The following is a 23,092-nucleotide window of genomic DNA, read 5'->3' as shown; positions in this document are numbered from 1 at the left end:
GGAAGTGGCCTTTGAGCACACTGATCGTTTTACTGCCGCCGCGCGATCCCGCGGTGCGCTCGGAAGAGTGGCATCTGCCGGATTTGCCGTTTCTGCTGCTCGACAAGCGCGGCGAGCCGCAGCGCGCCGGCCGCGCGGCCCTCGGGCTGTTGCCGCGCGCGAGTTCGACCGTGCTGATCGTCGCCGCGCGCGACACGCTGCTGCTCGCCGCGTCCGTGCCGCCGCTCAAGGGGCCGCGCTTGCGCCAGGCGCTGCCGAACGTCGTCGAGGATCAACTGATTCAGGACCCGCAGACGTGCCACATCGCGGTCGATCCGCTCGAACTCGCCGATGGCAAGCGCGTAGTCGCCGTGATCGATCGCGGCTGGTTCCGCTTCGTGCTCGGCGCGTTTTCGGGCGCGGGGCATCGCAACGTCAAGGCCGTGCCCGCGACGCGCTGCCTGCCCGTGCCGGCCGCCAGCGCTCCCGAAGAAGGCGAGCAAACGGCCGCGGCGCCGACGCCGTTCATCGCCGGGCTGTTCGGTCATGTCGTGTCGACCGCGCCCGCGCTGATCGGCGAGATGGCCGCGCCGTCGCCCGCCGCGTCCGGCACGCCGCGCATCGAGATCGCGATTGCGCGCGGCGAACGCGCGGCGCTCGGCGAAGGCCTCGCGCTGCCCGCCGATTCGATCGAAGCGACGCTGGCCGCGCTCGCGGGCGATCATCCCGCGACGCTGTATTCGCTCGTCGATCTGCCCGGCGACGAGCCGCGTCTGTCCGGCTCGCGCAATGCCGCGGCCGCTATCGCCGGCGCGCAGCCGATCGCCTTCGAAGCGCTCGCGCGCAACGCGCTTGCGAGCCGCTTCGATCTGTGCCAGTTCGAATTCGCCGCGCAGCCGTGGCGTCTCGACCGCGCGACCGTGCGCCGCCTGCGCGTGCCGATCGCGCTCGTGGCGGCGTCGGTCATCGTGTCGGTCATCGGCGTCAATGTGCAATGGCTGCAGCTCGCGCGCCAGCGGGACGCCATCAGCGCGCAGATGACCGAGCTTCTGCTCAACGCGTTCCCGAAGACGACCGTCGTGCTCGACGCGCCGGATCAGATGGCGCGCAACCTCGACCGGCTGCGCGTGGCGTCGGGTCAGTTGTCGCCGTCCGATTTCCTGTCGCTCGCCGATGGCCTCGCGCGCTCGCTCGGTCCCGTGCCGGTGAACGGCGTGGCGGGGCTCGACTATCGCGACCGGCATCTGGAAGTGACCTTCAAGCCGGAAACGAAGGTCGATCCCGATCTTTCGAGGCGTCTCGCGGCCAATGGCTTGAACGGGTCGATCGACAGCAACACCGGCAAATGGATGATCAGGAGCGGCCAATGAAAGCGGAAATCGGACGTTCGCTGTCGGAATTCTGGGAAGTGCGCACACCGCGCGAAAAGACGCTGCTGATGTGGGGCGGCATCGCGCTCGGCATCGCGCTGGTGTATCTCCTGCTGTGGGCGCCCGCGTACGAAGGCCGCGCGCGGCTGCGCCAGAGCTTGCCGGCAATGCAGCGCCAGCTCGCGACGATGAACGCGCAAGCCAACGAAGCGCGCTCGCTCGCGCCCGCCACGGAAGGCGTGATGCCGACCGGCGGCGCGCTGCGCGATGCGCTCGCCAAGTCGCTCGCGGACAACGGCATGCAGCCGACGCAGATTCAGGTGATCGGCGCGGCGGTGCAGATCCAGTTGAAGAACGCGTCGTTCCCGAACTGGACGATGTGGCTCGACGACGCGCGCAAGCAGTTCAAGGTGCAAGTGTCGGACGCGCGCGTCACGGCGCTCAAGCAGGACGGCCAGGTCGATCTGACCGCTTCGCTGCAACCGGCCGGCACGAAATGAGTTACTGGACGCGACGAATCCGGCTCGCCTTGCCGGCGATCTTCGTGATGCTGATATCGGTCGCGGGCACGCTGCTCGTGATGATGCCCGCCGCGTGGATCGTGCCGCAGTTCTCGAAGGCGACGGGCGGCCACGTGAATCTCGTCGATCCATCGGGATCGCTCTGGCAAGGCTCGGCCACGCTGATGCTCGCCGCGGGCAGCGACGGCGCAGGCGCGACGCTGCTGCCGGGGCGCATCGAATGGACGACGTCGTTCCTGCCGCTTTTCACCGGCCGCATCCACATGACGATGCGCCAGACGGACGCCATGCCCGATGCCGTGATTCTCGACGCCAGCCCGCGCGGCGCGACGCTCACGGCCGGACAGATTGCGGTGCCCGCGACGCTGCTCGCCGGTCTGGGCGCGCCGTTCAACACGCTGGATTTCGATGGCGCGGTGCGGCTCTCGTGGACCGAGTTCCGTTTGCTGAACCGCAACGCTTATGGACAAGTGGTCGTCACGCTTGACGACATGGCTTCGCGCGTCTCGCGCGTGAAGCCGCTCGGTTCATACCGCGTCGCGCTGCAGGCGCAGGGCGCGTCCGCGACGATCGATCTGACGACCAGCAAAGGCCCGCTGATGCTCAACGGCAACGGCTCGATCGCGCCGGAATCGACGTCGTTTCAGGGCACCGCGACCGCCGCGCCCGAACAGCGCGAGAATCTCGCGGGTCTCCTGAACCTGCTCGGCCGTCACACCGACCCGGATACGGTCGCGCTCACCTTCATGCGATAGCACTCAGCGGCTGGCGGTTTGCGCCGGACCCGAAGCGGGCGCGGGCGCTTCCACGCCGCCCGTCTCGCGATCCATCTGCGCGACGTCCCAGCCGCCGCCGAGCGCCTTCACCAGTCCCACCGACGACACCATGCGCTGCCCCGCGATATTCGCGAGCTTCTGCTGCGCGGTGAACGCCGTGGTTTGCGCGGTCAGCACGTTGATGAACGCGACCGTTCCCGCCTTGTACTGATTGTTGATGATCGCAAGCGCCTGCTGCGCGGACTCGACGGCCTGCTGTTGCACCACGATTTCCTTCTCCAGAATGCGCAGCGACGCGAGATTGTCTTCGACGTCCTGGAACGCGGTGAGCACCGTCTGCCGGTAGGTCGCGACGTTCTGGTCATAGGCGGCGCGCGCGGCTTCGGTGCGCGCGGCGCGCAGGCCGCCGTCGAAGATCGTCGCGGCGATGTCCGGTCCGAGCGTCCAGAAGCGCGACGGCGCACGCAGCAATTGCGACAGCACCGAGCTTTCGAAGCCGCCTTGCGCCGAGAGCGTGAGCGTGGGGAAATACGCGGCCATTTCGATGCCGATCTGCTCGTTCGCCGCCGCCGCCTTCCGCTCCGCCGAAGCGATATCGGGACGGCGCTCGAGAATCGCCGACGGCATTTGCACGGGCACGGTGGGCGGCGTCGCGTCGAGCGGGATCGGCGGAATCGAGAACGTCGACGCCGGCTCGCCGACGAGCACCGCAATCGCGTGCTCGAACTGCGCGCGGGCGACGCCGTTGTCGATGGCGGATGCCTGCGCGGATTGCAGCTGCGTTTGCGCCTGAATCACGTCCGAACGCGCGACGATGCCTTGCGCATACTGGTTCTGCGTGAGCTTGAGCGACTGCTGGTAAGCCGCGACGGTCTCGTCGAGGAGCTTTTGCTGGGCGTCCAGCGAGCGCAACTGGAAGTAGCTCTGCGCGAGCGTGGCCTGCGCGGAGAGACGCGCGTTGGCGAGATCGGCGGCGGCGCCCTGCTGGCCCGCCTTCTGACCGGCGACCGTGCGCGAGACGCTGCCCCACAGGTCCGGCTCCCAGCTCGCGTCGAGCGCGAGGCTGAACTGGTTGTTCACCGAGCCTTGCTGGCCGAAGCTGGAACTGCTGGTCGAGCGGTTGCCCGCGCCCGTTCCCGCGCGCGACGCCGACGCCGACGCGCCGATTACCGGGAAATAGGCCGCGCGCGCTTCGCCGACGAGCGCGCGCGCCTGCCGGTAAGCCGCCGCGAACTGCGCGATGCTCTGGTTCGACTGATTCAATTGCGCTTCAAGATCGTCGAGGCGCGTGTCGTTGTAGATGGTCCACCACGCGCCGCGGTCGGTCTGGTCGGCGGGCTGCGCGACCTTCCAGCCATCGGGCGCTTCCTTGTAGCTGGCCGGAACGGCGGTGGCGGGGCGCTGATAGTCGGGCCCGACGGCGCAGCCCGCGATGAACATCGCGAGCACGGCGGCAGTCAGGCAGCGCATGGCGGCGGGAGCGGAGGCGGGAAGGGCGGGGCGATACGGCATCTGCTTGTCGGAATTCCTGTCGGCGCGGCTCCGATCGATGCGACGGAGGGCGAAGCCGAGATGGTAACGGAACGCGGCGCGCGCCGATGTGAGGCGCGCGTCAGGCAGACGTTAGCGTAACGGGCTCGCCGTAAGGCGGGTGTTACGCGGCAGGACGTATCGGTTACGACGCGTTACGGCGCGCCGTCCGTGCACGGCGGGCGAAGCAGCGGCCGCGCGGATGCCTGCTTGGACCCGGCAGCGGAGGCCGAATTGCGCCGCCGATGCCGGTTCTCGAACCATCCCATGCCCAGCACCGCGAACGATCCGCCCGGCAGCAGGAACACGATCACATACAACGCGAGTTTCCAGGAACTCAACTTCGCCGGGACGAAGTGACGGGAAGCGTTGGCGATCATGCTGCCGATAGGGCCGATGCGTCGGCGGGCGGTGCGGGCAAAGCGGGTCATGGGTGGGTCCTTCGGGCGTCGAAACGACGCGGCTGGCGATCAGAACATGGTTGCGGGCGGCGCATCGTGCGCGTAACTCGTTGCATAGAATAATATTGACTGAGCAACTACTTTTCAAGATACTGCTGATTGCTTTTCAGCAGTTGTTGCCTTTGCGAAACGCGACCGAGTGTCGCAAGCGTGCATCATCCGTACGATTGACGTGGCATGAACAGCGAACCGCTTTACGATCCCGACACGATTCAACTCGAAACCAGCCTCGGCTACTATCTCGCCAAGGCGCGCAACGTGCTCGTCATGCGAACCGATCAGGCGCTCAAACCGCTCGATCTGACGTCGCCGCAAATCGGCGTGATCATGATGCTGGCGTCGGGGCGGGCGCGCACGCCGCTGGAGTTGTCGCGCGAGATGTCCTACGACAGCGGATCGATGACGCGTATGCTCGACCGGCTCGAGAAGAAGGGTTTCGTCAGCCGCGCGCGCAGCGAGGCTGACCGGCGCATCGTCGAACTGAGTCTGACGGCGCGCGGGCGCGATGCGGCGAGCCGTCTTCCCGCCATCGGCGCGGCGATGCTCAACGAGCAGTTGCACGGTTTCAGCCGCGCCGAGCTGGATCTGCTGATCGCGATGCTCGCGCGCATCATCGGCAATACGCCGATGGCGGACTGCGCGCCCTGCGGGATAGACGAAGAACCATCTGATTAATCCGAGAAACCAGGCAATTCTTTGCGCCATATTCACTGCCTGAGCAGAGAATGCCCCGACAAGAAAACGCTCGCGCGTAACGCGCGCTTCGAGCACCGGAGAACCGAACATGTCCGCATCCACGACGAGCGCGCCCGCCTCGCCGCCCGCACCGTTACCGCTCAAGGGCGGCATCCTCGCCTTGCTCACGATGGGCCTCGCCCTCGGCACCTTCATGGAGGTGCTCGACACGTCGATCGCGAACGTCGCCGTTCCGACCATCTCCGGCAGCCTCGGCGTCGCGACGAGCGAAGGCACGTGGGTCATTTCGTCGTATTCGGTCGCGTCCGCGATTGCGGTGCCGCTGACCGGCTGGCTCGCGCGGCGCGTCGGCGAGGTCAAACTGTTCACGATCTCCGTGCTGCTGTTCTCGATCGCCTCCGCGCTGTGCGGGCTCGCGCACAACTTCGAATCGCTGATTGCGTTCCGGCTGTTGCAAGGCCTCGTCTCCGGCCCGATGGTCCCGCTCTCGCAAACCATCCTCATGCGCAGCTATCCGCCCGAAAAACGTGGCCTCGCGCTCGGTCTCTGGGCGATGACCGTGATCGTCGCGCCGATCTTCGGCCCCGTGATGGGCGGCTACATCACCGATAACTTCACCTGGCCGTGGATCTTCTACATCAACGTGCCGATCGGGATGTTTTCGGCGGCGATCGCGTATTTCCTCCTGCGCGGCCACGAAACCAAGACCACGCAGCAGCGCATCGACGCCGTCGGCCTTGCGCTGCTCGTGATCGGCGTCGCGTGTTTGCAGATGATGCTCGACCTCGGCAAGGATCACGACTGGTTCAGCTCGAACCTCATCGTGACGCTGGCGATCGTCTCGGCGGTGTCGCTCGCCTTCATGTTCGCGTGGGAGTTGACCGAGAAGGAACCGGTGATCGACCTCTCGCTGTTCCGCGACCGCAATTTTGCGATGGGCGTGCTCATCACGTCGCTCGGCTTTCTCGCGTTCTTCGGCTCGGTGGTCGTGCTGCCGCTCTGGCTGCAAACCGTGCTGGGCTACACGCCGTGGCTCGCGGGTCTCGCGACCGCGCCGGTCGGCATTCTCGCGCTGGTGCTGTCGCCGCTCATCGGGCAGAACATGCATCGGCTCAATCTGCGGGTGATCGCGAGTTTCGCGTTCATCACGTTTGCGTTCGTGTCGCACTGGAACTCGACGTTCACGCTCGACACGCCGTTCCACGAGATCATCTATCCGCGTCTGATTCAGGGCATCGGCGTCGCGTGCTTCTTCGTGCCGATGACGACGATCACGCTCTCCAGCGTTTCCGACGAACGGCTCGCGGGCGCGGCGGGGCTGTCGAACTTTCTGCGCACCTTGTCGGGCGCGATCGGCACGGCGGTGAGCACGACCTTCTGGGAGAACGGCATGATCCGCCATCACGCGCGTCTCACCGAATCCGTGACGCCGTATTCGGCGGGCACGACGGCCTATTCGGATCTGCTTTCAGGACTGGGACTGTCGGGACAGGCGCTGACGGCGCAACTGGATCGCGTCGTGTCGGCGCAGGCGTACATGATGTCGACCAACGACTTCTTCCGCATCTCCTTCTATGCGTTTCTCGTGCTGGCGGCGATGGTCTGGCTGACGCGGCCGAAGAAGGGCGCGTCAGCCTCGATGGGACATTGATCCGGCGTCACTGCGGCGCGAGCGGCGTGACCGACTGGCCCGGCTGGCTTTCCAGATTGAGCGGGGCGGGCTGATCGAGCGGGCTGACCTGCACGCCGCCCGGAGCCGGCGCGGGCGCGACGGGCGAAACGCCGGCCTGCGGCGTCGCCGTCTTGCGAAGCCCCGGACCGTTGCGCACGAACTGCTTGAAGTCCGCGCCCGCCTGCCACGGATTCGGCTCGCAGCCGAGCGGATGCTCGCAGTGCGCCGCGAAGCCGATGGTCGCGGTGCCTTCGTTGGTCGGCGTCTTCGTGATCTGATACGCGAGCGCGCGCTTGCCGCTCGACGGTCCCGCCGTCTGGATGATCGAATCCGTGATGGTCTGGAGCTTGTACTCCGAGTGGTTCGTCACCCAGACTTGCGCGCGCGCCCACCAGGCGTCGCATTCGGCCTTGCTCATGCACGTGAGCGGCGCGGTGGCCTGTTCCATCGTCGTGCTGCTGACCTGGTCCTGCACCGCGCAGCCGCTCAACACTGCGAGCGACGCGGCCCCCAGCGCGGCCGCGCCGAAGAACTTCTTAATCATTGCTCCCCCGATCGTCGAAAAACTCGGCAACATTTTGACCTCACTCAGCCGATGATGTTGCGGTGCGTTTCCCACTGTTGCACAACCGGAAAAACTTGCCGTTCGCGAAAACCGCGAGCGCGGAAAAATCTGCGTCAGGCGCTCGCGGCGTTCAGTTTGTAGACCTGATAAGCGGCAACGAAGGCATCGAAGGTTTCGGTGTCGCGGCTTTCGACCACCGTCTGCTCGACGAGCGATTTCGCGGCGAGCTCTTCCATCGCGCGCTCTTCGTCCACGGAAAGCGGACGCGCGCGAAAGTCTTCCGCGTGACGCGTGCTGAGTTCGAGCGCGAAGTCGTCGAAAGACTGGTGCTGCTCGCGCATGATTTGAAGCACGCGGGCCGACGGCGTGAGCGACGCATCCGCGATGCGCGGCCGCAGCGCTGCGAGCGCGCGCGAGTGGTCGTCGTGGCCGTGGAGTGCATCGAGCGTCTTCGCGACGGGCGCGATGGCATCGAAGAGTTCTTCGGCCCATTGCCGCATCGGCACGCTCGCGCCGTCGCGCTGAAGCGCAAGACCCGGTTTGCGTCCTTCCTTCGCCACCGCGCTGAAATTGCCATTCGCCTCGATGCTCGCCTCGCGCGGCAAGAGCGGGCTGTCTTCGAGTGCGCAATACAGCAGATACGCATCGAGAAAGCGCGCGGTTTCGAGCGAAATGCCGGTCGGCACGAACGGATCGATGTCGAGGCAGCGCACTTCGATGTACTGCACGCCGCGCTCGGCCAGCGCATGCAGCGGACGTTCGCCCGAGTGCGTGATGCGCTTCGGACGGATCGTCGAGTAGAACTCGTTTTCGATCTGCAGGACGTTGGTGTTGATCTGCACCCACTCGCCGTCGCGCTGCGTGCCGATGGCTTCGTAGGGCGCGTAAGGCTGGCTCACCGCTTTGGCGAGCACGTCGAGATAGGCGTCGAGGTCGTCGTAGCTCGGCAGCAGGTCCGCCTGCGCCGGATTGTTCGTGTAGCCGAGATCGCTCATGCGCAGGCTGGTCGCGTGCGGCAGATAGAACGTGTCGGCGTCGAACGATTCGAGATGATGCGCCTTGCCTTCGACAAAGCGCTTGTTCAGCGCCGGCGACGCGCCGAACAGATACATCAGCAGCCAACTCGTGCGGCGGAAATTGCGGATCAGCGCGAAGTAGCGTTCCGACTGGAAGTCCTGCGCCGACAGCGTGCTCGTGTTGTCGAGCGCCTGCCACGCGCGCCACACCGCTTCGTTGAGCGAATAGTTGTAGTGGATGCCGGCGATGCATTGCATCGTGCGGCCATAACGCAGCGCGAGCCCGCGCCGGTACACCGTCTTCAGCGTGCCGATGTTCGACGTGCCGTAATAGCCGAACGGAATTTCGTCCTCCGGCGGCAGCGAATTGGGCATCGAGTTATTCCAGAGCAACTCGTCGCCCATGTGCGCGTACGCGAAACGATGCAGCGTATCGAGCGAATCGAGCGTCACCGCGACATCCGATTCGGCCGGCGTGATGAGCTCGACGAGCGCCTCGGAGTAATCGGTCGTGATGAGCGGATGCGTCAGCGCCGATCCGAACGCGCGCGGATGCGGCGTCATCGCGAGCTTGCCGTGCGGCGTCACGCGCAGGCTTTCTTTTTCGATGCCGCGCAAGCCGTGGCGCAACGCGTCGGCGTGCGGGCCCGACGCGAGCGCGGCAAGCCTGCGCTCGAATGCGCCGGCCTTGGGGTGTGCGGGATTCTTGTTTGACATTGAAGCGTTCTGCGAGGAGCGCGAGCGGCGTGCGCGCGGTCGTATTTTTAGGGTAGCGGGCACTTTAACATTTCGGTGTCAGGCGCGCTTGCACCCAGAAACAGCAAGGGTTTGCGGGCTTTTCAGGAGATTTGCCGGAGCCGCTGTGAACGGCTCGCGAGGGATGGGAAGCGCTCGCGCGTCGCGATGACGGCGAGCGTTCGGGCGTCAGGCAACCTTGTCGGATTCGCGGTGCGCGCGCTCCGTTTCGAGCAGCACTTCCTTGCGCGGCGCGCCCCAGCGATAACCCGCGATCGCACCGTCCTTGCCAATCACGCGATGACACGGAATCGCGAGCGCGACCGGATTCGATGCGCACGCATTCGCGACCGCCCGCACCGCGCGCGGCGAGCCGAGCGACTCGGCAATCTCCGTGTAACTGCGCGTCTGACCGTACGGGATGCGCCGCAACGCGTCCCACACGCGCCGCTGAAACGCGGTCGCGCCGATGTCGAGCGGCAAGTCGACGCGCTCGCGCGTGCCTTGCAGATACGCGCGAACCTGCGCGATGAACGGCTCCATGCTCGCGGCGTCCTCGACGCGCCTGGCTTGCGCGAAATCGGCGGCAAGCTGCTCGACGAGCGCGGGCGCTTCGTCGCCGAACGCGATCTTGCACACGCCTTTGTCCGTCGCAGCGACGAGCACGGCGCCGAGCGGGGTATCGGCGGTGGCGTAGCGCACCGTGAGGCCCGCGCCCCCGCGCTTGTACTCGGACGGCGTCATGCCAAGCTCGGCGGGCACCGCTTCGTACATGCGCGACGGCGAGCCGAATCCGGCGTCGTGCGTCGCGCGCGTGACATCGCGGCCGCGCTGCAACGCGTCGCGCAGCACGCCCGCGCGCTGCGCCGCCTGATACTGCCGCGGCGAAATGCCGACGATCCGCGAGAACAGCCGTTGCAGATGAAACGGGCTCACGTGGACGGCTTCGCTCAACTGCGCGAGCGTCATGCGTTGTTGCGGATCGGCGTCGAGCACCTTGCAGGCGCGCTCGACGATGGCGAGCTCGCGCGGCAGGCTCGTCGGCTGGCAGCGTTTGCACGGGCGATAACCGGCGTGCTCGGCGGCATCGGTCGTCGCAAAGAATTCGACGTTCTCGCGGCGCGGCGCCCGCGACGCGCACGATGGCCGGCAGAACACGCCGGTCGTGCGCACGGCGAAGAAGAAGGCGCCGTCGGCGCGCGGGTCGCGGTCCTGGACGGCCTGCCAGCGGCCTTCGTCGGAAGCGAAAGTGGGGTTCAATGCGGTTTTCATGACGACCTCGATGGCTCGTGGGTACGGGACCACTGTAGAGCCGCGCTATCGAGGTTACGCGCCGATTCTTGCGGTGTCATCGCTAGGCAAAATCCGAAAAGTGACGCGCAGATACCACACCTCGACGCTATAGGGGTTTTTACTAAAATTTCTATTGCGTCGCATCAAGCGCCTGTGTATAGTTGGAACTGTCTCCTCCATGTCTCCTCCTGATATGGATTCAGCCCGCCCACCTAGGCGGGCTTTTTTTCGCCTGTACGAAACGCGAGGGCGTAAAAAAACCGGGCGGCGACGCCCGGTTCCGTGTGCACGCTGCCGATGCCGTTACAGCACGTAGCGGGACAGATCTTCGTCCTGCGCCACTTCGCCGAGCGCGCGGTCCACGTACGCCGCGTCGATGCGCACCGGCTGGCCCGCATGATTGCCCGCCGCGAACGACACTTCCTCCAGCAGCTTTTCGATCACCGTGTACAAGCGCCGCGCGCCGATGTTCTCGGTCTTTTCGTTGACCGAGTACGCGACTTCCGCCAGACGCCGGATGCCGTCCTGCGCGAAATCCAGATCGACGCCTTCCGTCGCGAGCAGCGCCTTGTACTGCTTGACGAGGCTTGCGTCGGTCGCATTCAGGATCGCTTCGAAGTCCTCGACCGACAGCGAATCCAGTTCCACGCGAATCGGGAAACGCCCTTGCAGTTCGGGAATCAGATCGCTCGGCTTGGCGAGATGAAACGCGCCGCTCGCGATGAACAGGATGTGATCGGTCTTGATCATCCCGTATTTCGTGTTGATGGTCGTGCCTTCGACGAGCGGCAGCAGGTCGCGCTGCACGCCCGCGCGCGACACTTCGGCCCCGCCGGTTTCGCTGCGCGACGCGATCTTGTCGATCTCGTCCAGGAACACGATGCCGTTTTGCTCCACGTTCTGCACCGCGCGGCTCTTGACCTCTTCGTCGTTGAGCATCTTGCCGGCTTCTTCGTCGGTGAGCAGCTTGAGCGCTTCCTTGACCTTCACCTTGCGGCGCGTCTTCTTGCCGCCGCCGATATTCGCGAACATCGAGCGAATCTGCTCGGTCATGTCTTCCATGCCCGGCGGCCCCATGATGTCCATGCCGGCCTGCGGCATTTCCACGTCGAGCTCGATTTCCTTGTCGTCGAGCGCGCCTTCGCGCAGACGCTTGCGGAAGGTCTGGCGCGTCGCGTTGTCGCCTTCAGCCGGCACGCTGTCGGACGATGCGCTGAAGCCGACCGGCCGCGCCGTCGGCAGCAGGATATCGAGAATGCGGTCCTCGGCGCGGTCTTCCGCCTTCGTGCGCACCTTCTTCATCTCGGATTCGCGCGTCTGCTTGACCGAAATTTCGATCAGATCGCGCACGATGCTGTCGACATCGCGGCCCACATAGCCGACTTCCGTGAACTTCGTGGCTTCGATCTTGATGAACGGCGCGTCCGCGAGCTTCGCGAGACGCCGCGCGATCTCGGTCTTGCCGACGCCCGTCGGCCCGATCATCAGAATGTTCTTCGGCGTGATTTCCTGGCGCAGCGGCTCGGCGACCTGCTGACGGCGCCAGCGGTTGCGCAGCGCGACAGCCACGGCCTTTTTCGCGCGGCCCTGGCCGATGATGTGCTTGTCCAGTTCGGAGACGATTTCGGAGGGAGTCATGGTGGTCATCGCTGGGTTCCTTTACTCGATCGTCTCGATGACGCGATTGTGGTTCGTGTAGATGCACATGTCGCCGGCGATGGTGAGCGCCTTTTCGACGATATCGCGCGGAGCGAGGTCGGTGTTCTCGATGAGCGCCTGCGCCGCTGCCTGCGCATACGCGCCGCCCGAGCCGATCGCGGCGATGCCGTGTTCGGGATCGAGCACGTCGCCGTTGCCGGTGATGACGAGCGTCGTGTCCTTGTCCGCCGTGATCAGCATGGCTTCGAGCCGGCGCAGCATGCGGTCCGTGCGCCAGTCCTTCGCCAGTTCGACGGCGGCGCGCGTCAGGTTGCCCTGATGCTTTTCGAGTTTCGCCTCGAAGCGGTCGAGCAGCGAGAACGCGTCGGCGGTGCCGCCCGCGAAGCCGACCAGCACCTTGCCGCCATAGATGCGGCGCACTTTCTTCGCGCCCCCTTTCATGACGATGTTGCCGAGCGTCACCTGACCATCGCCGCCCAGCGCGACTTTGCCGTCGCGGCGCACGGAGACGATGGTCGTGCCGTGAAATTGTTCCATGTGCGTTCCTTGGATAAACAGACGATGCGTGGCGATGAAAGTCCGCCGCGCAGTCGAGAATTCGATGGAGTGCACGGCGCGGGGTTCCGCCCGGCCTAAGGCTTCGGGCGGACGGCGCCGCGCTCGCGCCCGCCGCATTGATGCTTTTGCGGGGCGCGTCCGGCTCATTTTAGGGCGATGGAAGATTTATCAAGGCGTAGGCCGCCGATGCTTCGCCCGAGGCCCACGAAAAACACGCCAGAAAAGCAAAAAGGCACACGTCGATGTGTGCCTTTCCCTTGATGCGACTGCCTTCGCGCAGCTTTTTGCGGCGGCGTCTTCCCCGTGGCGGGCGATCCCGCACGACGCCGGCCGGCGGCGAGATCAGTCGCCGAACAGCTTCTGACGCAGTTCGCGGCGTTCCTGAGCTTCGAGCGAGAGCGTGGCCGTCGGGCGCGCGAGCAGGCGCGGAATGCCGATCGGTTCGCCGGTCTCTTCGCACCAGCCGTAGTCGCCGGACTCGATGCGCGCGAGAGACTGCTGCACCTTCTTCAGAAGCTTGCGCTCGCGGTCGCGCGTGCGCAGTTCCAGTGCGTGCTCTTCCTCGATGGTCGCGCGATCCGCCGGGTCCGGCACGATCACCGTTTCCCGCAGATTTTCGGTCGTCTGGCCGGCATTCTTCAGAATGTCCGCTTGCAACTGTTCGAGCCGGTTCTTGAAGAAGGCGAGTTGATCCTCGTTCATGTAGTCCTTCTCGCTCATCTTCAGGATTTCGGCTTCGGTCAAGAGTTTCGTTGTCATCTGCTTGCTTCTTCAATGTAGGGCGATGTCTTCGCAACGCCCGCACTTGCGTTACCCGCATGCAGCGCATCGGTACGCGGTGCTGCGCGACACGCCGATGCGGGGCCGAACTCCTCTGGAAACCGATATTGGATGATGCTCCGGACAGGCCCAGGCGGTTTTCGCATGGCCCTGGAATTCCGGCCCCGGTGCTTTGACTTGATTTGCCTTCCCCCGGCAAATCGAGGCATCGTCCCGACGGGACATCCCTTCTCCTAAACATCCCGCGGACGAGCCCGAAGACGCGCCATCAGCGGAACTGCCCTTCTCCAGTGGGGCTGTATTGTAACTGAACCGCAATTTCCGACGAAACCCACGGAAAACCCTGTCAATTCGCGCCGGAATTTCAAAAATATAACGCCTGGACGTGCAAAAAGCGATGTCGGTTCGTGGGCGCGGCTACATACGCGCATCGAAAGTCCGATCGTGAAAAACGCCGCGCACGAACGACTCGCGGCGGCGTTTTGTTCCTGCGTGCGACTTTGCTCCCGCGCGAGTCGCACAATTCAAGCGAGATGCGTGCCGGATTTACTTCACGAGGCAGGCGTCGAGTCCGTCGGTGATCAGGTCTTTCGGCAGCTCGATGCCGATGAACACCATCTTGCTGTTCTTCTTCTCGATCGGCATCCATTTGCCGGCCAGGTCGCTGCCCATCATCTGATGCACGCCCTGGAACACGACCTTGCGATCGACGCCCTTCATGTAAAGCACGCCCTTGTAGCGCAAGAGGCGCTCGCCATAGATCTGCAGAATGCCGCCGAGGAAATCTTCGAGGCGGTTCGGATCGAACGGCTTGTCGCTGCGGTACACGAACGACTTGATCTTGTCGTCGTGATGCGCGTGATGATGGTGATGTCCGTGCTCGTGATCATGACTGTGATCGTGGCCGCAGGTCGAATGATCGTGGTCGTGCTCATGGTCGTGGCCATGCGCATGGTCGTGATCGTGATCGTCTTCCGCGAGGAAATCCGGATCGATCTCGAGCTTCGAATTCAGGTTGAAACCGCGCAGATCGAAGATTTCCTTGATGTCCGCATCGCCGAAATTCACGACCTTGATCGCCGCGCGCGGGTTCATGTGCAGCAGGCGATGCTTGAGCGCGTCGAGTTCGTCGGCGGAAACGAGATCGGACTTCGTGACGAACAGGCGGTCCGCGAAACCGACCTGACGTTGCACGACTTCGTGCTGATCCAGTTGCGAATCGGCGTGTTTCGCGTCGACCAGGGTGATGATCGCGTCGAGCAGGAATTCGTCAGCGACGGTGTTGTCCATGAAAAACGTCTGCGCGACCGGGCCCGGATTCGCGAGACCGGTCGTTTCGATCACCACGCGGTCGAACTGGAGCGTGCCCGCTTTGTTGCGGTTCGCGAGGTCTTCGAGCGCGCGCGCCAGATCGCCGCGGATCGTGCAGCAGATGCAGCCGTTGCTCATCTGGATGATCTGCTCGTTCGTTTCCTGCACGAGGATTTCGTTGTCGATGTTCTCTTCGCCGAACTCGTTCTCGATCACGGCGATCTTCATGCCGTGCTGCTCGTTCAGGATGCGCTTGAGCAGCGTGGTCTTGCCGCTGCCCAGAAAGCCGGTCAGGATGGTTACGGGAATCATGGTGTCGCCTGTGTCCTTGTCTGTGCGCTGAATCGATTATTGAAACATATTTGTCAAGCCGGTGCCGCTCGCGCCGTTCGCGCGGGAATTCCGCGTACTTTGGGCCGGTCACGCGATTTGCAACAGCAGCCCTTTCAGGTATTCGCCTTCCGGAAACGCCGTCAGCAGCGGATGATCGACGCCCGCGCCGAGGCGCTTGAGAATCCGCGCATCGACGCGCGCGTCCGCCGCCGCGCCCGCGACGATCTTCTGGAACAGATCCGCATCGATCGCGCCTGAGCACGAATACGTGAAGAGCAGCCCGCCCGGACGCAGCAGCTTGAAACCGCTCAGATTGATGTCCTTGTACGCCCGCGCGGCGCGATCGACGGTTTCCTTCGACGGCGCGAACTTCGGCGGATCGAGCACGATCAGGTCGAAGCGCTGGCCTTCGTCGTAGAGGCGGCGCAGCGTCTTGAAGGCATCGGCGTCGAGCCAGTCGGCTTTGTCCGCGTCGAAACCGTTCGCCTTGACGTTCTCGCGCGCGAGCGCGAGCGCATCGCCGGACGAATCCACGGACACGACGCGCGTCGCGCCGCCTTTCAACGCGGCGAGCGAAAAACCGCCCGTGTAGCAGAAGCAGTTCAGCACGTCGCGGCCGGCGGCGTACTGCGCGACGAGCACGCGGTTGTCGCGCTGATCGACGTAAAAGCCCGTCTTGTGGCCGTTTCTCACATCGACGTGATGCCGCACGCCGCATTCGTCCACGATGAACGTCTCGGGCGGCGCGTCGCCCGCGAGCACGCCCGTCGTCTGTTCGAGGCCTTCCTTCTGGCGGATCGAGACATCCGAGCGCTCGTAGACGTTCGGGCAGCCGGTCGCGGCAATCAGCGCCTGCACGATGGCCTCTTTCCACGCTTCGACGCCCGTCGCCATGAACTGGCAGACGAGTTGCGCGTGCGTGCCGTCGTCCGCGACGTAGTAATCGACGATCAGGCCGGGCAGGCCGTCCGCCTCGCCGAAGACGAGACGCGTGGCGCCGGTGCCTTTCACCATCGTCTGCCGGTGCGCGACCGCGCGCTGCACGCGCCGCTTGAAGAACGCGTGATCGATCGGCTCGGCTTCGTCGAACGACCAGACGCGCGCGCGAATCTGCGAGTGCGGACTGTACGAGGCGCGCGCGAGAAAGCGCCCATCGGCGGCGCGCACGACGACGGTCGCGCCCGCTGCGGGATCGCCGTCGATGCGCGCGATGGCGTTGGCGTAAATCCACGGATGGCGGCGAACGAGCGACTTGTCCTTCGCCGGTTTGAGCGTGATGGTGTTCATTGCAATCCGGAAGCGGCGCCGACGACAGACCGAAAACGGCGCTCGCGCAAGTTAATCGCGCTTTTTCGCGCGCGGGTGCGCCGCATCGTAGACGCGGGCGAGATGTTGAAAATCGAGCGAGGTGTACACCTGCGTGGCCGTGATGCTCGCGTGGCCGAGCAGTTCCTGCACCGCACGCAGATCGCCGCTCGATTGCAGCACGTGCGTGGCGAACGAATGGCGCAGCACGTGGGGATGCACGTTCGACGGAATGCCCGCCAGCAGCGCGAGCCGTTTCACGCGCTCGCGCACCACGCCGGGCGACATGCGGTTGCCGCGCACCGAGAGGAAAAGCGCCTGGGCGTCGAGCTTGACGAACTCGCCGCGCACCGCGATCCACGCGCGCAATGCGTCGATCGCCTTGCTGCCGACCGGAACCTTGCGCTCGCGGCTGCCTTTGCCGCGAACGTGAACTTCGGCGTTCTCGATATCGAGCCAGCTGACCGATTTCTCGAAATGGCGAACGTCGAGGCTTACCAGTTCCGCGAGCCGCAAGCCCGACGAATAGAACAGTTCGAGGATCGCCTGATCGCGCAGCCCTTCGGTCGTATCGGCGCGCGGCGCGTCCATCAGTTGTTGCGCGTGATCGACGGAAAGCGCCTTCGGCAATGTCTTCTCGCGCTTGGGCGCGCGCACCGTCGCGACCGGATTCGCCGGCAACTCGATGCGCTCGGCGAGCCATCGATAAAACGCGCGCCATGCCGACAGCCGATGCGCGATCGAGCGCGACGACAACCCCGCCGCGTGCGCGCGCACGACCGCGCCGCGAATATCCGTCGCGGTCAGCGTTTCGAGCGGACGGTCTTTCGCGAGCGCGCGCAGTTCGCTGAGTTCGTGCGTGTAGCCGCGCAGCGTATGCTCCGACAGATGCCGCTGATGCTCCAGCATCGCGAGATAGTCGGCGATCGCATCCGCGGAGGGCACTACCTTCGGGGCGTCGGCGGCGGCGTTCATGTTCAGTGCGGCAGCAGGCGCGACAGCGCCGCGCTCGCGAGCGCGCCGATCTGCGTGAGGAAGTCGGTCGCCATGCCGTCGTGAAAGCGGCGCGGATCGGGCGAGCCCATCACGAGCAGGCCGAAGCTCGGCGCATCCGGGCCGGCCTGCGGGTCGCGCAGCGCGATCAGCGAAACGGACTCGACCTTGCGATCGATGTCCGACGGACCATCGCTCGGCGCGACCGTCGCCGATGCCGAGTTCGCGGCGCCCAGCCATTGCGCGGCCGCGAAGCCCGTGTTCACGCCGCAATACGGCGCGGCGAGGCTGCTCGTGAAAATGCGCACTTCCTCGCCGACCTGACGCGCGAAATCCGCCTGCCGATACGCTTCGTCGATATCCCACACGCGCAGCGCGGCATGCGGCACGTCGAAGACTTCGCACAGGCCTTTGCTGATCGTCGCGGGCAGCGCGTACGGATCGCGCTGCGCGATCACGCGCACGGTCCAGCGGTTGAACTTGGACGAGATGCTGTCGTTTTCGTGGCCGTAGCGCAGCAGTTCGGCGAGACGGCGTTCGAGCTGCTTGTTCTTGTCGCGCAGCATTTCCATCTGACGCTCTTGCAGCGACACGGCCGCCTTGCCGTGCGGATTCGAGAGCCGGATGGCGCCGAGCAGCTCCGCGTGCTCGGCGAAGAAATCGGGGTTGTCGAGCAGGTAGTCGGCGACTTCGCGTGGATTCATGATGACGTGGTTGCGTTTAAACGATGCGATCGAGCTCGATTTCGCCTTCGAACACGGTCGCGGCGGGGCCGGCCATGAAAAGCGCGGCGGATTCGTCGCGCGCGCCGTCCCAGGAAATCGTGAGCGTGCCGCCGTGCGTATGAACGCGCACGGGCGAATCGAGCAGACCGCGGCGGATGCCCGCGGCCACCGCCGCGCACGCGCCCGTGCCGCACGCGAGCGTTTCGCCCGCGCCGCGCTCGTAGACGCGCAGCTTGACCGTCTGACGATCGACGATCTGCATGAAACCCGCGTTCACGCGCTTCGGAAAGCGCGCGTGACGCTCGATCAGCGGACCTTCGGTCAGCACCGGATACGCTTCCACGTCTTCGACGGTCTGCACGGCGTGCGGATTGCCCATCGAGACGGCCGAAATCCAGCGCGTCTCTGCGCTCACGTCGAGCGGCCAGAGCGTGTCGTGGCCTTGGCGACGCCCTTCGAGTGCTTGCGCGTCGAACGGGACGTGCGGCGGATCGAACACCGGCGTGCTCATGTCGACGACGACTTCGCCGTTCTCCTGCACCGACAGCGTGATGACGCCGTTTTGCACCTGCACGCGCACGCTCGACGCGTTTGTCAGACCGCGATCGCGCACGAACTTCACGAAGCAGCGCGCGCCGTTGCCGCAGTGCTCGACCTCGCCGCCATCGCAATTGAAGATGCGGTATTTGAAGTCGACGCCTTCGATCGTCGGCTTTTCCACGAGCAGCAGTTGATCCGCGCCGACGCCGAAATGACGGTTCGCGAGCGCGCGCACCTGTTCCGCGCTGAGATCGAGCGCCTGCGAGTAGCCGTCGAGCACGACGAAGTCGTTGCCCGCGCCTTGCATCTTGGTGAATTTGAGTTTCATGGCCGCTATTGTATGTGACCTGCGGCGCGGGATTTCGCGCCGCTTGCGCGTCGATCGGGCCTCAATAAAACCCCGGCTCGCCGGGCGGCCGCGTCTTGAAGCGCTTGTGAACCCAATAGTATTGCTCCGGCATGTGCGGAATCTGCTCTTCGAGAAACGCGTTCATGCGGCGCGCATCGGCTTCGTCGTCGCCGGTGGGGTAGTTCTCCCACGGCTCGAAAATCTTCAGCCGATACCCCTTGTAGTTCGGCAGCACCTCGCCGATGAACGGCACGAGCTGCGCCTTGCCCGTTTTCGCGAGCCGGCCGACGGCCGTCAGCGTGCAGGTGGGAATGCCAAAGAACGGCACGAACGTGGAGTTGCGCATGCCGTAATCCATGTCCGCGCCGAGCATCACCGGCTTGCGGTCGCGCAGCCAGCGCAGCACGATGCGCGCGCTGTCGGCGCGGCTCGCCATGTCGGCGCCGAAGCGGGCGCGCTGCGTCTTCGCGAGTTCTTCGATCTGCGGATTCGAAAACGGCTGATACAGCGAGCCGCACTGCCGGTGCAGCGAGTAATTGAGAAAGATCGAGCCCGCTTCGATGCCGACGAAGTGAAATCCGAGAAAGAGCGTGGGCGGCAGATCGGGATCGGAGAGATCGACAGCGCTGTCCAGCTGGATCAGCTTTTCAAGCTTTTTCGCCGAGCCGAACCATTGCACGCTGCGCTCCACGTAACTGCGGATCGCGTGGCGGAAGTGCTTCTGCGCGATGTCCTCGCGCTTTTCGTCGCTCCACTCGGGGAAGCACAGTTTCAGATTCGTATGCACGATGCGCTTGCGGCGGCTCGGAATCTGATAGAGCAGCCAGCCGAGGCCGTCGCCGAAACGGGCGGTGATGCCATACGGAATGAGCGCCAGGAACTTGAGAAAGCCGATGGCGAGCGCGATGCCGATGCGCCCTAGCATGAGCGGCTCCGGCGTGCGGATGAACGATGCGGGACCAGATAAGCCAAAAGGGTCGATTCTGTGAAATTCAGGGAAGCCGGTATAATAGAACCTTCGCCGAGTTAATGGACAACTTGCGGGGCGAAGCCGGCCGGCAGCACGAAGCTGCCAACCGGAGAAGGTATCCGCTAAAGCGTCGCCGCTTCAGACTCCAAACGAAGTCGGCTACGTGAATAAAAACCGTAACCAACTGGAGTCTGAAGCGTGAAGAACGACTATCTCTTTACCTCCGAATCTGTTTCCGAAGGCCACCCGGACAAGGTCGCCGATCAAGTCTCCGACGCCATCCTCGACGCCATTCTGTCGCAGGACAAATATTCGCGCGTCGCGGCGGAAACGCTCTGCAACACCGGTCTCGTCGTGCTCGCGGGCGAAATCACGACCACGGCCAATGTCGATTACATCCAGATCGCGCGCGACACCATCAAGCGCATCGGCTACGACAACACCGACTTCGGCATCGATTACCGCGGCTGCGCGGTGCTCGTCGCTTACGACAAGCAATCACCGGATATCGCGCAAGGCGTGAACAAGGCGCATGACGACAACCTCGATCAGGGCGCGGGCGACCAGGGCCTGATGTTCGGCTACGCGTGCGATGAAACGCCCGAGCTGATGCCGCTGCCGATCCACCTTTCGCACCGCCTCGTCGAGCGCCAGGCGAACCTGCGCCGCGACGGCCGTCTGCCGTGGCTGCGCCCGGACGCGAAGTCGCAAGTCACGGTGCGTTACGTCGATGGCAAGGCGCACTCGATCGACACGGTCGTGCTCTCCACGCAGCATTCGCCGGATATCGACCTGCCGCAACTGCGCGAAGCGGTGATCGAAGAAGTCATCAAGCCGACGCTGCCGAAGGATCTCATCAAGGGCGACATCAAGTTCCTGGTGAACCCGACGGGCCGCTTCGTCATTGGCGGTCCGCAGGGCGACTGCGGTCTGACGGGCCGCAAGATCATCGTCGATACGTATGGCGGCGCGGCTCCGCACGGCGGCGGCGCGTTCTCGGGCAAGGATCCGTCGAAGGTCGACCGCTCGGCGGCCTACGCTGGCCGTTATGTCGCGAAGAACATCGTCGCGGCGGGGCTCGCCTCGCGTGCGCTGATCCAGGTTTCGTATGCTATCGGCGTGGCGCGCCCGACTTCCGTGATGGTCAACACGTTCGGCACGGGCCGCGTGTCGGATGCCGAGATCACGAAGCTCGTGCTCGAACATTTCGATCTGCGTCCGAAGGGCATCATTCAGATGCTCGACCTGCTGCGTCCGATCTACGAAAAGACGGCAGCGTATGGCCACTTTGGCCGCGAAGAGCCGGAATTCTCGTGGGAAGCCACCGACAAGGCGCTTGTCCTGGCGGAAGCGGCTGGTACGGAACCGGTCGCGAGCGTCGCTTAACGCCGACGTTCGTCGCCAATCAGAAAAACGGCAAGCCGCGCGCTTGCCGTTTTTTTTTGCGGCGCATTTTTTGCGGCGCATTTCTTGCGGCATAGGGCATCGGCACAACCGATCGCGCGGAGCCGCCATGTCGTACGACACGCTCCTTTCTCCCGTCACTATCTGCAATCTCGAACTGCGCAACCGCGTCGTGATGGCGCCGCTCGCGCGCCATCGCGCGTCGCAACCCGGCGACGTGCCCGTCGAAATGAACGCTCATTACTATGCGCAGCGCGCGAGCGCCGGGCTGATCGTGGCCGAGCCCGCGCACGTTTCGCGGCAAGGTCAGGGCGGCTGGGCCGCGCCGGGCATCCATTCCGACGCACAGGCGGCGGGCTGGAAGAGCGTCGTCGGTGCGGTGCATGCGCGGCACGGGCGCATCGCGGCGCTGTTGTCGCATGCGGGACGCCTGTCGCACCGGCGCTTGCGCGACGACGGCTCGCCGCCCGTCGCGCCGTCCGCGATCCGCGCGCGACACGCGCAGGTGCTCGTGATGCTGGACGACGGCACGCACGGTTTCATCGACGCCGACGACCCGCGCGCGCTCGAAACCGGCGAAATCGCGCATGTCCTGCTTGAGTTCGTCGATGCCGCGCATCGCGCCGTGCGCGCGGATTTCGACCTGATCGAAATCGACGCCGCGAACGGCGGGCTGCTGCATCAGTTCATCGCGACCGGCTCGAACCGGCGCACCGACGCGTACGGCGGCAGCGTCGAGAACCGCATGAGGATTGTGGTCGACGTGCTGGAGGCGGTGGCGGGCGTGATCGGCGCGCATCGCACCGGCATTCGGCTGTCGCCGTCGTTCACCGGCGCGGATATCGAAGATGCCGAAGCGCTGGCGTCGTCAGCGTATCTGGCGGGCGAACTGAAGCGCATCGGCATTGCCTACGTGGATCTCGCGGATGCCGACGACGCGCTGCGCCACGCCCTGCGCGATGCATGCGATAGCGCGATCGTCGCGTCGGGAGAGGGCGGCACGGCGGAGGAAGCAAATGCGCGAATAGAACGCGGCGACGCCGATGCCGTATCATTCGGCCGCGCGTTCATCGCAAATCCGGATTTAGTGGAGCGGCTGAGATCGAACGCGGCGCTCGCCGAAGCCGATCCGTCCACGCTCAACGGCGGAGGCGAGCACGGCTATACCGATTATCCGACGCTCGATTAGCGCGCGGCGAAGGCGTACCAGCCGGCGCTGCTCGTCGACAGGCGGCGCGGGCGGCGGCTCGTCAGCGCGGCGGATTTCGGCTTGGGCGCGGGCGCGCGCAACTGCATCGGACGGCGCAGCAGCGCCTGCAGCGACACGCGGCGCGAAGCCGTGCGCACGCGCAGGTTGAAGAAGAAACCGCGGAACCACGACCGGATGCCGTCGACCGGATGCACGTTCTTCAATTGCTCGGTGAGCGCCTGCGTACGCGCGGAATGATGGCGCAGCGCGCGGATCATGCCGCGGCGGGCAGGACGCGCCGCGCGTGCAGCGGCGCGGGTAAGGCCGATAGCGATTCGGTGGTTCATGTCAGCGGGAGGTCG

The 23,092-nt window shown here is 65.1% G+C and carries 22 protein-coding genes; 7 read left to right on the top strand and 15 right to left on the bottom strand.

Annotated elements, in window-relative coordinates; translation table 11 throughout:
* The first annotated feature begins 11 nt into the window (after window positions 1-11).
* The 3 genes from gspL to AWB70_RS02945 are packed head-to-tail and all read left to right on the top strand — an operon-like array spanning window position 12 to window position 2,625.
* Window positions 12-1,349 carry a type II secretion system protein GspL gene (gene gspL / locus AWB70_RS02955; protein WP_053567202.1) on the top strand — a complete coding sequence of 446 codons (1,338 nt, stop codon included), beginning with the start codon at window positions 12-14 and terminating at the stop codon, window positions 1,347-1,349.
* Entirely contained in the window at window positions 1,346-1,849 is a 504-nt protein-coding gene (locus AWB70_RS02950) for a type II secretion system protein M (RefSeq protein ID WP_053567203.1), read from the top strand. Before gspL ends, AWB70_RS02950 begins: the two co-directional genes overlap by 4 nt.
* Window positions 1,846-2,625, top strand: coding sequence for a type II secretion system protein N (locus AWB70_RS02945; RefSeq protein WP_014192725.1), 780 nt, complete (start codon window positions 1,846-1,848; stop codon window positions 2,623-2,625). Before AWB70_RS02950 ends, AWB70_RS02945 begins: the two co-directional genes overlap by 4 nt.
* A gap of 3 nt (window positions 2,626-2,628) precedes the next feature.
* Here the strand turns inward: AWB70_RS02945 and AWB70_RS02940 are convergent, their stop codons facing one another.
* Entirely contained in the window at window positions 2,629-4,158 is a 1,530-nt protein-coding gene (locus AWB70_RS02940; protein WP_053567204.1) for an efflux transporter outer membrane subunit, read from the bottom strand.
* A gap of 173 nt (window positions 4,159-4,331) precedes the next feature.
* Window positions 4,332-4,607 (bottom strand): hypothetical protein, encoded by a 276-nt coding sequence (locus AWB70_RS02935; RefSeq protein ID WP_045451548.1) that lies wholly within the window; start codon window positions 4,605-4,607, stop codon window positions 4,332-4,334.
* A 207-nt stretch (window positions 4,608-4,814) separates the two neighbouring features.
* Here AWB70_RS02935 and AWB70_RS02930 point away from each other — a divergent pair, with 207 nt between their 5' ends.
* Window positions 4,815-5,312, top strand: coding sequence for a MarR family winged helix-turn-helix transcriptional regulator (locus tag AWB70_RS02930; protein WP_045451550.1), 498 nt, complete (start codon window positions 4,815-4,817; stop codon window positions 5,310-5,312).
* A gap of 109 nt (window positions 5,313-5,421) precedes the next feature.
* Window positions 5,422-6,984 carry a DHA2 family efflux MFS transporter permease subunit gene (locus AWB70_RS02925; protein ID WP_053567205.1) on the top strand — a complete coding sequence of 521 codons (1,563 nt, stop codon included), beginning with the start codon at window positions 5,422-5,424 and terminating at the stop codon, window positions 6,982-6,984.
* A gap of 7 nt (window positions 6,985-6,991) precedes the next feature.
* On the opposite strand, the gene AWB70_RS02920 is transcribed toward AWB70_RS02925, so the two are convergent.
* The 12 genes from AWB70_RS02920 to AWB70_RS02865 form a co-directional block, all read right to left on the bottom strand.
* Window positions 6,992-7,549, bottom strand: coding sequence for a hypothetical protein (locus tag AWB70_RS02920; protein ID WP_041730855.1), 558 nt, complete (start codon window positions 7,547-7,549; stop codon window positions 6,992-6,994).
* A 134-nt stretch (window positions 7,550-7,683) separates the two neighbouring features.
* A complete protein-coding gene (gene gshA / locus AWB70_RS02915) occupies window positions 7,684-9,303 on the bottom strand; it encodes a glutamate--cysteine ligase (protein ID WP_053567206.1) in 1,620 nt (539 codons plus the stop codon).
* 207 nt (window positions 9,304-9,510) lie between these two features.
* Window positions 9,511-10,593, bottom strand: coding sequence for a bifunctional DNA-binding transcriptional regulator/O6-methylguanine-DNA methyltransferase Ada (gene ada / locus AWB70_RS02910; protein ID WP_053567207.1), 1,083 nt, complete (start codon window positions 10,591-10,593; stop codon window positions 9,511-9,513).
* Window positions 10,594-10,917: 324 nt separating this feature from the next.
* Window positions 10,918-12,261 (bottom strand): ATP-dependent protease ATPase subunit HslU, encoded by a 1,344-nt coding sequence (hslU, locus tag AWB70_RS02905; protein ID WP_014192733.1) that lies wholly within the window; start codon window positions 12,259-12,261, stop codon window positions 10,918-10,920.
* 12 nt (window positions 12,262-12,273) lie between these two features.
* The gene (gene hslV, locus AWB70_RS02900; RefSeq protein ID WP_014192734.1) at window positions 12,274-12,810 is read right to left on the bottom strand and encodes an ATP-dependent protease subunit HslV; all 537 of its coding nucleotides are present in this window, start codon (window positions 12,808-12,810) and stop codon (window positions 12,274-12,276) included.
* A gap of 363 nt (window positions 12,811-13,173) precedes the next feature.
* A complete protein-coding gene (gene dksA, locus AWB70_RS02895) occupies window positions 13,174-13,590 on the bottom strand; it encodes an RNA polymerase-binding protein DksA (protein ID WP_008352366.1) in 417 nt (138 codons plus the stop codon).
* A 567-nt stretch (window positions 13,591-14,157) separates the two neighbouring features.
* Complete coding sequence (locus AWB70_RS02890; protein WP_053567208.1) at window positions 14,158-15,234, bottom strand: CobW family GTP-binding protein; 1,077 nt, start codon at window positions 15,232-15,234, stop codon at window positions 14,158-14,160.
* A gap of 108 nt (window positions 15,235-15,342) precedes the next feature.
* A complete protein-coding gene (locus tag AWB70_RS02885) occupies window positions 15,343-16,542 on the bottom strand; it encodes a class I SAM-dependent rRNA methyltransferase (RefSeq protein ID WP_045451566.1) in 1,200 nt (399 codons plus the stop codon).
* A 51-nt stretch (window positions 16,543-16,593) separates the two neighbouring features.
* Window positions 16,594-17,535, bottom strand: a complete 942-nt coding sequence (gene xerC, locus AWB70_RS02880) for a tyrosine recombinase XerC (RefSeq protein ID WP_053567209.1) — start codon at window positions 17,533-17,535, stop codon at window positions 16,594-16,596.
* A gap of 2 nt (window positions 17,536-17,537) precedes the next feature.
* Window positions 17,538-18,257 (bottom strand): DUF484 family protein, encoded by a 720-nt coding sequence (locus AWB70_RS02875; RefSeq protein ID WP_014192738.1) that lies wholly within the window; start codon window positions 18,255-18,257, stop codon window positions 17,538-17,540.
* A 16-nt stretch (window positions 18,258-18,273) separates the two neighbouring features.
* Window positions 18,274-19,146 (bottom strand): diaminopimelate epimerase, encoded by an 873-nt coding sequence (gene dapF, locus AWB70_RS02870; protein WP_053567210.1) that lies wholly within the window; start codon window positions 19,144-19,146, stop codon window positions 18,274-18,276.
* Between the two features lie 61 nt (window positions 19,147-19,207).
* Complete coding sequence (locus tag AWB70_RS02865) at window positions 19,208-20,092, bottom strand: lipid A biosynthesis lauroyl acyltransferase (protein WP_014192740.1); 885 nt, start codon at window positions 20,090-20,092, stop codon at window positions 19,208-19,210.
* Between the two features lie 243 nt (window positions 20,093-20,335).
* On the opposite strand from AWB70_RS02865, the gene metK reads away from it, so the two are divergent.
* Both metK and AWB70_RS02855 read left to right on the top strand, forming a co-directional pair.
* Complete coding sequence (gene metK / locus AWB70_RS02860; protein WP_014192741.1) at window positions 20,336-21,523, top strand: methionine adenosyltransferase; 1,188 nt, start codon at window positions 20,336-20,338, stop codon at window positions 21,521-21,523.
* A 127-nt stretch (window positions 21,524-21,650) separates the two neighbouring features.
* A complete protein-coding gene (locus tag AWB70_RS02855) occupies window positions 21,651-22,730 on the top strand; it encodes an alkene reductase (RefSeq protein ID WP_053567211.1) in 1,080 nt (359 codons plus the stop codon).
* On the opposite strand, the gene AWB70_RS02850 is transcribed toward AWB70_RS02855, so the two are convergent.
* Window positions 22,727-23,077, bottom strand: a complete 351-nt coding sequence (locus tag AWB70_RS02850) for a hypothetical protein (RefSeq protein WP_200826394.1) — start codon at window positions 23,075-23,077, stop codon at window positions 22,727-22,729. The two genes, AWB70_RS02855 and AWB70_RS02850, sit on opposite strands and share 4 nt — an antisense overlap.
* Window positions 23,078-23,092: the final 15 nt, after the last annotated feature.

The organism is Caballeronia cordobensis (genome assembly GCF_001544575.2).
Classification (GTDB): domain Bacteria; phylum Pseudomonadota; class Gammaproteobacteria; order Burkholderiales; family Burkholderiaceae; genus Caballeronia; species Caballeronia cordobensis.
Note: the sequence above shows the minus strand (reverse complement) of the source record. Positions and strands in the feature narration are given on the sequence as shown.

Excerpts from the sequence above, each read along its gene's own strand:
- AWB70_RS02950 (WP_053567203.1), top strand. The coding sequence starts at position 1,346 with ATGAAAGCGGAAATCGGACGTTCGCTGTCGGAATTCTGGGAAGTGCGC.
- AWB70_RS02945 (WP_014192725.1), top strand. The coding sequence starts at position 1,846 with ATGAGTTACTGGACGCGACGAATCCGGCTCGCCTTGCCGGCGATCTTC.
- AWB70_RS02940 (WP_053567204.1), bottom strand. The coding sequence starts at position 4,158 with ATGCCGTATCGCCCCGCCCTTCCCGCCTCCGCTCCCGCCGCCATGCGC.
- AWB70_RS02935 (WP_045451548.1), bottom strand. The coding sequence starts at position 4,607 with ATGACCCGCTTTGCCCGCACCGCCCGCCGACGCATCGGCCCTATCGGC.
- AWB70_RS02930 (WP_045451550.1), top strand. The coding sequence starts at position 4,815 with ATGAACAGCGAACCGCTTTACGATCCCGACACGATTCAACTCGAAACC.
- AWB70_RS02925 (WP_053567205.1), top strand. The coding sequence starts at position 5,422 with ATGTCCGCATCCACGACGAGCGCGCCCGCCTCGCCGCCCGCACCGTTA.
- AWB70_RS02920 (WP_041730855.1), bottom strand. The coding sequence starts at position 7,549 with ATGATTAAGAAGTTCTTCGGCGCGGCCGCGCTGGGGGCCGCGTCGCTC.
- gshA (WP_053567206.1), bottom strand. The coding sequence starts at position 9,303 with ATGTCAAACAAGAATCCCGCACACCCCAAGGCCGGCGCATTCGAGCGC.
- ada (WP_053567207.1), bottom strand. The coding sequence starts at position 10,593 with ATGAAAACCGCATTGAACCCCACTTTCGCTTCCGACGAAGGCCGCTGG.
- hslU (WP_014192733.1), bottom strand. The coding sequence starts at position 12,261 with ATGACCACCATGACTCCCTCCGAAATCGTCTCCGAACTGGACAAGCAC.
- hslV (WP_014192734.1), bottom strand. The coding sequence starts at position 12,810 with ATGGAACAATTTCACGGCACGACCATCGTCTCCGTGCGCCGCGACGGC.
- dksA (WP_008352366.1), bottom strand. The coding sequence starts at position 13,590 with ATGACAACGAAACTCTTGACCGAAGCCGAAATCCTGAAGATGAGCGAG.
- AWB70_RS02890 (WP_053567208.1), bottom strand. The coding sequence starts at position 15,234 with ATGATTCCCGTAACCATCCTGACCGGCTTTCTGGGCAGCGGCAAGACC.
- AWB70_RS02885 (WP_045451566.1), bottom strand. The coding sequence starts at position 16,542 with ATGAACACCATCACGCTCAAACCGGCGAAGGACAAGTCGCTCGTTCGC.
- xerC (WP_053567209.1), bottom strand. The coding sequence starts at position 17,535 with ATGAACGCCGCCGCCGACGCCCCGAAGGTAGTGCCCTCCGCGGATGCG.
- AWB70_RS02875 (WP_014192738.1), bottom strand. The coding sequence starts at position 18,257 with ATGAATCCACGCGAAGTCGCCGACTACCTGCTCGACAACCCCGATTTC.
- dapF (WP_053567210.1), bottom strand. The coding sequence starts at position 19,146 with ATGAAACTCAAATTCACCAAGATGCAAGGCGCGGGCAACGACTTCGTC.
- AWB70_RS02865 (WP_014192740.1), bottom strand. The coding sequence starts at position 20,092 with ATGCTAGGGCGCATCGGCATCGCGCTCGCCATCGGCTTTCTCAAGTTC.
- AWB70_RS02855 (WP_053567211.1), top strand. The coding sequence starts at position 21,651 with ATGTCGTACGACACGCTCCTTTCTCCCGTCACTATCTGCAATCTCGAA.
- AWB70_RS02850 (WP_200826394.1), bottom strand. The coding sequence starts at position 23,077 with ATGAACCACCGAATCGCTATCGGCCTTACCCGCGCCGCTGCACGCGCG.